General features: G+C 37.3%; 13 protein-coding genes. 6 read left to right on the forward strand and 7 right to left on the reverse strand.

Annotated elements, in window-relative coordinates; translation table 11 throughout:
• Positions 1–97: 97 nt before the first annotated feature.
• Together AYS37_RS04560 and AYS37_RS04565 are read left to right on the forward strand one after the other, a co-directional pair.
• A complete protein-coding gene (locus AYS37_RS04560; protein WP_001874647.1) occupies positions 98–895 on the forward strand; it encodes an IS1595 family transposase in 798 nt (265 codons plus the stop codon).
• Positions 896–1,744: 849 nt separating this feature from the next.
• A complete protein-coding gene (locus AYS37_RS04565; RefSeq protein WP_000556216.1) occupies positions 1,745–2,581 on the forward strand; it encodes a 5'-3' exonuclease in 837 nt (278 codons plus the stop codon).
• A 107-nt stretch (positions 2,582–2,688) separates the two neighbouring features.
• On the opposite strand, the gene AYS37_RS04570 is transcribed toward AYS37_RS04565, so the two are convergent.
• Complete coding sequence (locus tag AYS37_RS04570) at positions 2,689–3,939, reverse strand: hypothetical protein (RefSeq protein ID WP_001199547.1); 1,251 nt, start codon at positions 3,937–3,939, stop codon at positions 2,689–2,691.
• Between the two features lie 167 nt (positions 3,940–4,106).
• Here AYS37_RS04570 and AYS37_RS04575 point away from each other — a divergent pair, with 167 nt between their 5' ends.
• From AYS37_RS04575 to fur, 4 genes are all read left to right on the forward strand, one after another.
• Positions 4,107–4,982, forward strand: coding sequence for a DnaJ family protein (locus AYS37_RS04575; RefSeq protein ID WP_000045881.1), 876 nt, complete (start codon positions 4,107–4,109; stop codon positions 4,980–4,982).
• A gap of 9 nt (positions 4,983–4,991) precedes the next feature.
• The gene (locus tag AYS37_RS04580) at positions 4,992–5,363 is read left to right on the forward strand and encodes a heat shock protein transcriptional repressor HspR (RefSeq protein ID WP_000332999.1); all 372 of its coding nucleotides are present in this window, start codon (positions 4,992–4,994) and stop codon (positions 5,361–5,363) included.
• Entirely contained in the window at positions 5,360–6,535 is a 1,176-nt protein-coding gene (locus AYS37_RS04585) for a replication-associated recombination protein A (RefSeq protein WP_000059573.1), read from the forward strand. Before AYS37_RS04580 ends, AYS37_RS04585 begins: the two co-directional genes overlap by 4 nt.
• A 159-nt stretch (positions 6,536–6,694) precedes the next feature.
• Positions 6,695–7,147, forward strand: a complete 453-nt coding sequence (gene fur / locus AYS37_RS04590; RefSeq protein ID WP_000824995.1) for a ferric iron uptake transcriptional regulator — start codon at positions 6,695–6,697, stop codon at positions 7,145–7,147.
• Between the two features lie 18 nt (positions 7,148–7,165).
• On the opposite strand, the gene AYS37_RS04595 is transcribed toward fur, so the two are convergent.
• Genes AYS37_RS04595 through AYS37_RS04620 form a run of 6 tightly spaced genes read right to left on the reverse strand, consistent with a single transcriptional unit; the run spans position 7,166 to position 11,208 of the window.
• The gene (locus AYS37_RS04595; RefSeq protein ID WP_000780262.1) at positions 7,166–7,663 is read right to left on the reverse strand and encodes a DUF2147 domain-containing protein; all 498 of its coding nucleotides are present in this window, start codon (positions 7,661–7,663) and stop codon (positions 7,166–7,168) included.
• Entirely contained in the window at positions 7,660–8,196 is a 537-nt protein-coding gene (locus tag AYS37_RS04600; RefSeq protein WP_000964024.1) for a NanQ anomerase/TabA/YiaL family protein, read from the reverse strand. Before AYS37_RS04600 ends, AYS37_RS04595 begins: the two co-directional genes overlap by 4 nt.
• Before the next feature lie 28 nt (positions 8,197–8,224).
• Positions 8,225–9,088: a flagellar motor switch protein FliY gene (gene fliY, locus AYS37_RS04605; RefSeq protein ID WP_001150722.1), complete on the reverse strand. Its 864-nt coding sequence runs from the start codon at positions 9,086–9,088 to the stop codon at positions 8,225–8,227.
• A gap of 3 nt (positions 9,089–9,091) precedes the next feature.
• Complete coding sequence (fliM, locus tag AYS37_RS04610) at positions 9,092–10,156, reverse strand: flagellar motor switch protein FliM (RefSeq protein ID WP_000763568.1); 1,065 nt, start codon at positions 10,154–10,156, stop codon at positions 9,092–9,094.
• Positions 10,149–10,916 carry an RNA polymerase sigma factor FliA gene (locus AYS37_RS04615; protein ID WP_000602418.1) on the reverse strand — a complete coding sequence of 256 codons (768 nt, stop codon included), beginning with the start codon at positions 10,914–10,916 and terminating at the stop codon, positions 10,149–10,151. The genes fliM and AYS37_RS04615 overlap by 8 nt, the downstream gene beginning before the upstream one ends.
• On the reverse strand, positions 10,894–11,208 hold the full coding sequence (locus AYS37_RS04620) for a hypothetical protein (RefSeq protein ID WP_001265941.1): 315 nt from the start codon (positions 11,206–11,208) through the stop codon (positions 10,894–10,896). Before AYS37_RS04620 ends, AYS37_RS04615 begins: the two co-directional genes overlap by 23 nt.

The following is an 11,208-nucleotide window of genomic DNA, read 5'->3' on the forward strand; positions in this document are numbered from 1 at the left end:
TTAAATTTATTACATTTATATGTAGATAATTTAGATTTATTTAATATATATAATATAAAAATTATAAAATAATTAAACTACACTAAAAGAAAACAAAATGACACAACATTTCTTGCTATCATCAAGAGCTAAACAACTTTCACTTCTACAAATAGCAAAGATGAGCGATAGTGAGGCGTTAAAAACATTTGCTGATATTAGGTGGCATAGCAATGGTGGAAATCCTATCTGCCCACACTGTGGTAATGCAGGTAAAATTTATCTCATCACTACAAGAAACGAATATAAATGCAATGAGTACCATAAGAGATTTAGCGTAACAAGAGGAACGCTTTTTCACTCTCATAAACTACCACTTCAAATTCTGCTTTGTGCTATCGTGTTATTTGTAAATGCAGTTAAGGGTATTTCGGCATTACAACTAAGCCATGATTTGGATATTCAGTATAAGAGTGCATTTGTATTATTGCATAAACTTCGTGAGAGCTTAATTAATTATCAAAGCGATGAGCCATTTAATGAAGTGTGCGAGATAGATGGTGTATATGTAGGCAACTACATAAGACCAAAGAATAATATAAATGATAGAATAGACAGACGAAAGACATTTAAGCCTAATAAGAGAGTGGTCATCTCACTTCGTCAAAGAGATGAGATAGGTAGTAGTGCCAATAAGAGTAGGACTTTCGTATTAAAGAGCGAAAATGCTTTTGACATAAACAACATAGTTCGTAAGTATATCTTGCGTGGTAGTGAAGTGCATACCGATGAAAATGTATGGTATAGTGATTTGTCAGATCACTATACTCACAAGGTGGTAAATCACGCTATTGAATATATGGGAAGTAGTGGCGAGAATAACAATCAGGCAGAGAACTACAATGCCATAAACTAAGCACGCTATATTTATTAAACTATGCAAATGAGATAAGTTATAGAGAGAACACTAGACGACTTAATAATGGAGCTATCTTTAAAGATATTTTAGGTAAATGCCTTAATAAACCTATCTCAAATGAATTTTGTGGATACTAGCAAGGCAATTATAGAGTAAGCGAAAAGCCTGGTGCTTAAATAATCTTATAAGTTATAGAAGTCTTGTTTTATTATGTTTCTTTGTTTTAGTTTGCTTATTGCATAGTAGATATTTTGTCTAAATTTGGCTATAAAATGGTTATCTGCGGTAGAATTTGCGAATAGATAATCAACTTATCTCATCTATGGTGCTAGGCTTGTTTTTAAGACACTCTAAGATTTTTTTGATTAGCTCACCACACCTAAAATACGAAACAGCTCTAACGCTTTTACTTTTGATTTCATTTAGTTTAAAATTTGGCTCGAATATATTAGTATTGTTTTACCTATTGTTTCAAGATCGTTTATAAGCGTTTTTATTAGCTCTTTTTGGTGCGTGATTTGCCCTTGGAGCTCTGAATGCTTGGCTGTAAGGGCTGAAATAATGTGAGATTGTAGCATTTTTTATTTCTTTTGATTTTTTTTTAAAATTTAAAAGGAATTTTAGCGGTAAAAGTAATTAAAATCTAGGTGCGTTTGCTACATAATATCAAAAGAGCTAAAACAAGCGGTGATCTCTTAAAATTTAGCGTATTTAATGAGAATAGAGCTAATTATTATTAAAATAACTTATTATTTGCTATATATTTACTATAATAGTTTAACTTTCAAAAAGAGAAATTTAACTTAAGGATTAACCATTAGACAAGCGTTTAACAAAACAAGATTCATGCATTCAAGAACTCTTTTACTGGACATTGATTGCGTTATCCCTAATATTGTTAGGCGTTTGCTCTCTAATAAAACGCTCCCTAAAAGATTCGCCGCTTATAGCTTGCAAGAAGTGGGCATAATCTTTCTTACCACTCAAATTTTATCTATCATGCGCAAGACCCGTTGCTCTAAAACGCTTTTTTTTATCACTAGGGGCAGAGAGAGTTTCCGCTACCAGCTGTGCGATCATTACAAACAAAAACGCCACCAATTTGATGAAGATTTTAAAGCCCTTCTAAGAACCCTAAAAATCGCCATCGTGGAAAAATACCCCCTAAAAAAAGGGGCTAAAATCCAGGGCGAACATTGTTTTGAATATGAAGCCGATGATATTATCTCTTTTTACAAAAAGAAAGACCCCAACAATTATGTGATAGCCAGCATGGATAAGGATATTTTGTATTCCAATAGAGGTTCTCATTTCAATCTCAAAACCAACGCTTTTTTTAATGTGAGTCAAAAAGAGGCTCATTTTTTTGCTTATTACCAGTGCGTTGTGGGGGATAAGGGGGATAATATCAAAGGGGTTAAAGGGATTGGCGGCTTCAACTATAAAGATTTTTTAAACGAAGACGCTAAAGAGCATGAATTGTGGGAGCAGATCATTCAAGCGTTCAAAATTAAAGAAGATTTGAGCGACAGCGAAGCTAAAGAAAAGGCTCTATTAAACATGCGTTTAGTCAATATGCACCAGATGACCCGCCATGGCGTGATCAAACTATGGGAGCCTGAGTTTAAAAAAGCTTTTTTCCCTAAAAAAACACAAAAACCTGATTTCAAAAGAATTTCTTAAAACATTTTTAAAACAAAAACTTCTTTTAATGTTGATTTTTTAAAAAAGAAATTATCGCTTGCTTTTGGCAGGCTTTCTCTGCTATTGATTACAAAAATGATATTTTTTTAAAACAAAAACTTCCCAAAAAAGACAAAAGAGCTATCTCCAAGGCTTTTTCTCGTGGCTTTAGAATTGTAAGCATACACATACCCCCCACCCATATCAAAAGACAAACTCCTATAAGTCCAAACCCTAAAGCTGCTCATCAAAGAATATTCTTGGTAATCCCCAAAAGCCACCATCGCGTCTAAACGCACCCTTTTAGTCTTAAGCCCTAAAAAAACATAGCCTGAAATGCTGGAGTTTGCAAAATAAATCGCTGGCACGCCGGGCGCGTTGATCCCACGGCCATAGAATTTAGTCCTGTCATTAAAAGTCCATAGATAGCCCTTATTGTTCCTTGCCGGAACGATATAAAAACCCGTTCCAAAATTAAAAATTTTGTATTTAAAAGTTTGATCGATCAAAAACAAGCCGGCATTTTTAGCGTTGGTAGCACTATCAGTGTTGCCGTATTGATACATGCCATGCACTAGAGTGCGCGAAGTGAAACCCTTAGCTAAAGAAGCGTCATACTCCAACTTACCCCCCACTTGCACTAAAACATTTTGGGTGGGCAAAGGCAAGCGGGTGTCCGTTAAAATAAAAGGAACCACTTTAAGATTTTCATGCCTGTATTCTGCGCCCAAAACAAACACTTCCCCCCCCACATACAAGCGTTTAGACACAGGATCATAAGACGCTAGAGCGTTTAGAGAAGTAGCGATCCGATTGCCTTGCTCTTTATTGATCTGATGCCCGTTATAAAGCATGCTATCCATAAAAATCCCAAAATAACGCATGGAATTTTGCTTAAAAGCCACAGAGATCCCTTGAATATTGCCCCCTATCCAATCAAAATCCACAAAATCGGTATTAAAACGCCCTAAAGCGATTTTAAAACGCTGGTTAGTGTATTGAAGATACGCATCAGAAACATCGCCAGCGCTCAAATAAGGTTTAACATTGTTAGGGTTACCAAAAAAATTCCCTAGACTGATGTAAAGGTTAGCCAAACGCTGTTTGTTATAAATATTCCAAGCTCCAATCGCTCCAATACCAAAAGACCACCCATTGCTATAAGAAAAATCCACCCCAAGATGCGCTAAAGCCCCCACATAGCTGTGAGGGTTTTTTTGCGCCCCTTGATTATACAATAGCCCCAGATAGCCAAAAGGTTTGACTGCGATTTCTAAAGCTTTCAAAGACAGACCATTTAAAAAAAAGATCCCTAACGCTAAATAATAATATCTTTTCTTATTTTTCTTATACTGCATTAAAAACTCATCGTGGATTTAAACTCAATATTTTAGTTAAAATTCCTTTTAATTGCGCTGAAACGGGTTTAAAATCTCAATTACCACTAAACATTATCAATAAACTTGATTGACTAACACTAAAGATTTATGATAGTATTCTAATAAAACTATTTTAAAGGTGATCCATGAGTAAGAGTTTATATCAAACTTTAAACGTGAGCGAAAACGCCAGCCAAGATGAAATCAAAAAATCCTACCGCCGTTTAGCCAGGCAATACCACCCGGATTTGAATAAAACCAAAGAAGCCGAAGAAAAATTCAAAGAAATCAACGCCGCTTATGAAATTTTGAGCGATGAAGAAAAACGCCGCCAATACGATCAGTTTGGCGACAACATGTTTGGGGGGCAGAATTTCAGCGATTTTGCCAGAAGCCGTGGTCCTAGTGAAGATTTAGACGATATTTTAAGCTCTATTTTTGGGAGAGGAGGCTTTTCGCAAAGATTTTCTCAAAATTCGCAAGGCTTTTCTGGCTTTAATTTTTCTAATTTTTCTAATTTCGCCCCTGAAAATTTAGACATGACCGCCACTTTAAATGTCTCTGTTTTAGACACCCTTTTAGGCAATAAAAAACAAGTGAGCATCAATAATGAGACTTTTAGCCTTAAAATCCCTATTGGCGTAGAAGAGGGCGAAAAGATTAGGGTTCGCAACAAGGGGAAAACGGGGCGAACGGGCAGGGGCGATTTGCTCTTACAGATCCATATTGAAGAAGATGAAATTTACAGGCGCGAGAAAGATGATATTATCCAAATCTTTGATTTACCCTTAAAAACGGCTCTTTTTGGAGGGAAAATTGAAATCGCTACTTGGCATAAAACCTTAACCCTAACCATTCCCCCCAACACCAAAGCGATGCAAAAATTCCGCATTAAAGAAAAAGGGATTAAAAACAGAAAAACTTCGCATGTGGGGGATTTGTATTTGCAAGCTCGTTTGATTTTGCCTAAAACTGAAACGCTTTCTAATGAGTTAAAAGCGTTATTAGAAAAAGAATTGTAAGGAGGAATCGTGTGCGATTATGATGAACCGCTTTATTTGATCAGCGTCGTGGCTAAAATCTTAGGCGTGCACCCTCAAACCTTGCGCCAATACGAAAAAGAGGGTTTGATAGAGCCTAGCAGGACTGATGGGAAAATGCGCTTGTATTCCCAACGAGACATGGACAAAATCAAAACGATTTTACGCCTTACAAGGGATATGGGGGTTAATCTTGCGGGCGTGGATATTATCTTGCGTTTAAAAGAAAAACTTGATGAATTAGACAATCTCAATAAAGAATTGCAAGACGCTCTGCAAAAACACTCTAAAAACACCAAAACCCCAACGAAAAATCTAAACACCCCTACGAATTTTTACGAATTGATTTTATTTAAAAAATGAGCCTGACTGCGCTTTTAAACCCAAAAAGCCTAGAAGATTTTTTAGGCCAAGAGCATTTAATAGGGAAAGACGCCCCCTTATTTAAAGCCCTACAATCCAAACACTTCCCCCACGCTTTTTTCTATGGCCCTCCTGGCGTGGGTAAAACAAGCCTGGCTCAAATCATCGCTCGCTCCCTAGAGCGCCCCATTCTTTTATTCAATGCGACGGATTTCAAATTAGAGGATTTACGCCTTAAGCTTAAAAATTACCAAAACACCCTTTTAAAGCCCGTTGTTTTTATTGATGAAACCCACAGATTGAATAAAACCCAACAGGAATTTTTACTCCCCATTATGGAAAAAAATCACGCTTTAATTTTAGGAGCTAGCACGCAAGATCCTAATTACAGCCTAAGCCATGCGATCCGCTCAAGAAGTTTTATTTTTGAATTAACCCCCCTAAAAAAGAGCGATTTAGACAAGCTTTGTGCTAAAGCTTTAGTATTGTTAAAAAAACAAATAGAGCCTAGCGCTAAAACCTATCTTTTAAACAACAGCGCTGGCGATGCTAGAGCGTTATTAAACCTTTTAGATTTGAGCGCTAAAATAGAAGATCCTATCACTTTAAAAACGCTGCAATCCTTACGGCCCCATAGCCTAAATGACGGATCTTATAGCGATGATACGCATTATAATCTTACTAGCGCGTTAATCAAGTCTTTAAGAGGGAGCGATGAAAACGCTTCCATCTATTATCTGGCGCGCTTGATTGCTGGCGGGGAAAACCCGGAATTTATCGCCAGAAGGCTGGTGATTTTTGCGAGCGAAGATATTGGTAACGCTAACCCAAACGCCCTTAATTTAGCCACTTCTTGCTTGTTTTCAGTCAAACAAATCGGCTACCCTGAAGCGCGCATCATTTTAAGCCAATGCGTGATTTATCTGGCTTGTTCGCCCAAGTCTAACACGGCTTATAGAGCGATCAATCAGGCTTTGGATTGCGTTCAAAAAGGCTCACTCTACCCTATTCCTAAACACCTGCTACCTAACGCTAAAGATTACCTTTACCCGCATGATTATAACGGCTATGTCAAACAAGATTATTTGGAAAAACCCCTAGATTTGGTTTCTTCTCAAGGCATAGGGTTTGAAAAAACCCTTTTAGAATGGCTTGATAAGATAAGAAATTGATCTTATAAGTTACATTAAAATGCGACAATGGTAATAAAAAATCAATATTTTTTGATTAAATTAAAATAATAATGAGTTTTATCTATGTTTCATCGCATTATTATTGTATAATAATATTCTAGTTATAAAAATCATTTTACGGATAAGGGAAATATCAGCATGAAAAGATTAGAAACTTTGGAATCCATTTTAGAGCGCTTGAGAATGTCTATCAAAAAAAACGGACTCAAAAATTCAAAACAAAGAGAAGAAGTGGTGAGCGTTTTGTATCGCAGCGGCACACACTTAAGCCCTGAAGAAATCACGCATTCTATCCGCCAAAAGGACAAAAACACCAGCATTTCTTCAGTCTATCGCATTTTGAATTTCTTAGAAAAAGAAAATTTTATCTGTGTTTTAGAGACTTCAAAAAGCGGCCGGCGTTATGAAATTGCGGCTAAAGAACACCATGATCACATCATTTGTTTGCATTGCGGCAAGATCATTGAATTTGCAGACCCTGAAATTGAAAACCGCCAGAATGAAGTCGTTAAAAAATACCAAGCCAAGTTGATTAGCCATGACATGAAAATGTTTGTGTGGTGCAAAGAATGCCAAGAGAGCGATGATTAAAAATTTAAAGAAGCTAGCTTAAATAGGGCTATCTTTAAGGGTTTTAAGGACTTCGTCCAAGTTAAAACGCTTGAGCTTTAGATTTTTGATTTCTTCATCGCTCAGGCGTTTCCAAGTGAAAGTCTTGCCCACATACCCCCATTTGTCATAGCTTGAAGTGAATTCCAAATCCCCGTTTGAATTTTGAGTAACCCTCACGTAGTAGGTCTTGCCGTCATAAAAATTATACGCTTTACCGCCCTTATAAGATCGTTTTCCAACCTTAATCAAATCGCTTAAAAACACCACGCCTTTATCGCTGCGATTCCTTAGCTTTGGGTTAGGATTGAGTTTATCTTTTTTGGCTTTAGAGCCATCCACATCAGAAATACCATAGGCATAGAACTTCCCATTATGCTCAAAAAACTCCACAAAAGAGCTTTTTATGTATAAAAATTCCTGAGTTTGATAAATTCCAGGCAACTCTACAGCCCCTAAAAAACAACAAAAAACTATAACAAGACTCACCAATTTCATAATTTTAATTTGATTAACCCTTTAGGCGCTTTAACGACCGCTTTAAAAATCGGCTCTTCCCTATATTTTTCAAAAGACTCCCCATAGAATCTCAACGCATGTGCATCGCTTTCAAAAAAAATAGCCAGCATGCCCGCATCTAAACGCAAAAAAGAAGCTTCACTAACCGGCTCATAAACGATCAAATCTCTTTTTTCATCATAAGAGGTTTTAATGGTGGCTTGATTGATACCCACCACTTTAGCCCCCTCAACGCCTTTGACAATCAGCTGGAAATCCACATATTGTTTGTGGCTTTCAAAAAAGCCTTTCTCGCTTTCTTTAGCATGCTCTAAACAATAACTCTGCTCTATGCTAAAAATGCCATGCCCTAAAGGCGTTTGAAATTCTGTATTAGACGCGAGGTTTAAAACCCTTTGATTCGCTTTACTACCCTTTTGCATGACCTCTTTTAAATACGCATGCAAAATTTCTAATTCTTGCGTTTTTTTAAACAAATGCCCAAGAGAGCTTAATTCCCCAAAAATAGCCATAATCCTTCCTTCTTTACTTTAAAATGGTTTAATTTTTCAGTTGCTCTAAGCGTTCCTTTTTAGTGCCAATATCTGTGATCTGAATGCCAAAATTCCCATCCACGATCACCACTTCGCCCTTAGCGATCACCTTGTCATCTACAAGAATTTCTAAAGGGTCATTCACCAATTGATCCAACTCTACCACGCTCCCTATATCCATAGAGACCACATCTTTTAAAATCATCTTTTTTTGCCCGATACGCACTTTAACGTTCAATTTCACGTCTAAAAGCATGCTGATATTGCGGATCTCTATGTTTTCTAAAGACGCGTCATGGGTTTTAGCTTCTTCAGTAGCGCTCTTTGTCGTTTCTTCTTTTTCTTCTTTATGCGTTTTTTCAAATTGGCACTCAAAAGCCGCCGTAGTCAATAAAATGATTTGGCTTTCTTTGATGGCTTCCATTTTAAAAGAAAATACCATCGCTTTAGCGTAATCTTCTTTTTTAGGAAGCTCTTTAGCGATTTCAGCGTTCGTGGTAGTAAAATTGAGTTTGGGGAGCAATTCTTGAGACTTCAAGCTCGTAGCGATCGCACCAAAAATATTAGAAGCCATTTCTTTAAAAGCGTCTAAATCGTCATTATCCATTTCTTCCTTACTCGCCCCCTCACCTCCTAACATCAAATCGCTTAAAGCGGTAACTAAATCTACCGGAGCCAGTAATTCAATAGAGCTCTCTTCTTTTTCAATCGCACTAATCTTAACCCTTGCATAAGGCGCACTGATCAAACTCTCCCAAGTTTCTTCACTACTAGAAACTTCTTTTTCTAATCCCACGCTTGGAGCCTTACCCACTAACCCTTCTAAAGTAGAGACAACCTCTTGAATAAAAATCTTAATAAAGTCTTGCATTTCTCACTCTTCTTCTATTTTCATAATATCGCCCACTTTGCCTCTGCGCTGCTCTTCTAACATTTCTAAAATTTCTTTAGTGCGTTCTTTTTCGCTATAGATCACTTCTTTAATTTGAATGGTTTTCCTATACCCTTGAAACCCCACGCTCGCTAAATAACGCTTTTTTTTATGCACATACACGCTCACTTCATCATTAGCGACTTTATTCAACCGGATAGTATCCCCCACATCTAAATCCAACATTTCTTTCAAACTCAATTCCACCGCACCCAAAAACACGATCATATCCACGCTCACCCCGCTCAATAGCGCTTGCAATTCCTTATTACGGCTCTTTTTAGAGTTCGTCTCTGAAAGCATCAAATCCCTACTCCCCATTTTAGAAAGAATGCTCTCAATGGAAATCACCGGGTAACAAATATTCATCATCCCACGGCTATGCCCGATAATAATCTCTAAAACCACCATGATAGAAATTTCATTTTGAGCGACGATTTGGACCACATTCGCGCTGGATTCTTTAGCGTCAATGGTAGGATACATCTCCACCACAGGCGACCACACTTCTTTTAAAATTTGCATCACCTGGCGTAAAATCGTATCCAATAAATTCAATTCAATATCGCTAAACTCCCTATTTTGATCATACGCGCTCCCCTTACCTCCTAATAGTCTGTCAATCATGGGGAAAGCGATGCTAGGATTAATCTCTAAAACCCCCGTTCCTCCCATAGGCTTCATGGAAAAGACATTAAAACTTGTAGGGCTAGGCAAACTCATCAAAAATTCGCCATAAGTCATTTGATCCACGCTATGGAGCTGGATCTCTACAATAGAACGCATGATAGAAGAAATTTGACTGGAAAGATTCCTAGCCATTTTATCATGGATACTCCTAAAAGAACGCAATTGCTCCTTACTCACACGATTAGGGCGTTTGAAATCATAGAGGGTTACACTGCGTTGGGGGATAATATCTTTTTTTTGGACATTTTGAATATCCACATTTTCATCAACGACTTCTAAAAGCGCATCAATTTCTTCTTGGCTTAAAATATCAGCCATGATCCACTCCTAAGGATTTACGCACCTTTTTAATCGCTTCTTTAATGATTTGAGAAATGCGCGATTCAGTAATGCCTAAAATCTCTTTGATCTCGCTCAAATTCAACTCTTCAAAGTAATAAAGCTGGATAAGGATTTGCTCTCTTTCGCTCATTTGATTCAGCGCTTTTTGGACATGCTCTAACAATTCTTCTGCTTCAATTTTTTTAGTGATTTCATCTTGCTCAATCGCATTGAATTGCTCATCTATTGGCACTAACGCATAAATATCTGAGGCCGTTTTAGCTTCTCTAATCTTTTCAATATTCTCGCCTAGAGCTTCTGCTAAATACGCATCGCTAGGCTCTTTCCCATGCTCATTAAGGTGTTTGGTAATTTCAATATCAATGCTTTTAATGAGCTTTCTATTAGAGCGAGAAATCACATCTAAAGAACGCAAATAATCTAGCATCGCCCCATTGACACGAGTCTTCGCATACCCCCAAAAAGAATCGTTTAACGCGCTCTCATAACGCCTGGCTAATTTAATCAATTCTTCAGTGCCAATAGAAACCAGATCGTTAAAATCAATAGAGCTGGGCAAACGCTCTTTTAAACGAAACGCCATAGCGCGCACGGCTGGTAAATACTGGATAGCGAGCGCGTCTTGATGGTGGTGTTGTTGCTTATCATAGGCGTTCAAAACCTTTTCTATATTTTTTTCGCTGGTTTCAGTTTTTTGAATTCCTTTGGGCATTCTATTTTCCATCATCAAAATCATAACTTCTAATGTATTCTAAAATACTAGCCACTTCTTTTTCTCTGTTCTTAAACTCATGGTTGAAACGAAGCAAGCTCTCTTCAGTGCCTTTTTTGTCAAAAAGACAAATATCTAAATCCGTGCAAGCGATAAAAATAGACGCAAATAACAACGCGATCAAGTATCCCCCTAGCGTGGATAACACCGTCCATAATAAAATGCTCTCTGGCTCATTGAATTTCAACACCGAAAACACTAACCCTAAAAAAAACCCTACCACAACAGAAAAATGGATAAAATTTTGAACTCTCAT

Source organism: Helicobacter pylori NQ4053 (assembly GCF_000274605.1).
Classification (GTDB): Bacteria; Campylobacterota; Campylobacteria; order Campylobacterales; family Helicobacteraceae; genus Helicobacter; species Helicobacter pylori_CV.

Coding starts and splice junctions, on each gene's coding strand:
- AYS37_RS04560 (WP_001874647.1), top strand. CDS start 98: ATGACACAACATTTCTTGCTATCATCAAGAGCTAAACAACTTTCACTT.
- AYS37_RS04565 (WP_000556216.1), top strand. CDS start 1,745: ATGCATTCAAGAACTCTTTTACTGGACATTGATTGCGTTATCCCTAAT.
- AYS37_RS04570 (WP_001199547.1), bottom strand. CDS start 3,939: ATGCAGTATAAGAAAAATAAGAAAAGATATTATTATTTAGCGTTAGGG.
- AYS37_RS04575 (WP_000045881.1), top strand. CDS start 4,107: ATGAGTAAGAGTTTATATCAAACTTTAAACGTGAGCGAAAACGCCAGC.
- AYS37_RS04585 (WP_000059573.1), top strand. CDS start 5,360: ATGAGCCTGACTGCGCTTTTAAACCCAAAAAGCCTAGAAGATTTTTTA.
- fur (WP_000824995.1), top strand. CDS start 6,695: ATGAAAAGATTAGAAACTTTGGAATCCATTTTAGAGCGCTTGAGAATG.
- AYS37_RS04595 (WP_000780262.1), bottom strand. CDS start 7,663: ATGAAATTGGTGAGTCTTGTTATAGTTTTTTGTTGTTTTTTAGGGGCT.
- AYS37_RS04600 (WP_000964024.1), bottom strand. CDS start 8,196: ATGGCTATTTTTGGGGAATTAAGCTCTCTTGGGCATTTGTTTAAAAAA.
- fliY (WP_001150722.1), bottom strand. CDS start 9,088: ATGCAAGACTTTATTAAGATTTTTATTCAAGAGGTTGTCTCTACTTTA.
- fliM (WP_000763568.1), bottom strand. CDS start 10,156: ATGGCTGATATTTTAAGCCAAGAAGAAATTGATGCGCTTTTAGAAGTC.
- AYS37_RS04615 (WP_000602418.1), bottom strand. CDS start 10,916: ATGATTTTGATGATGGAAAATAGAATGCCCAAAGGAATTCAAAAAACT.
- AYS37_RS04620 (WP_001265941.1), bottom strand. CDS start 11,208: ATGAGAGTTCAAAATTTTATCCATTTTTCTGTTGTGGTAGGGTTTTTT.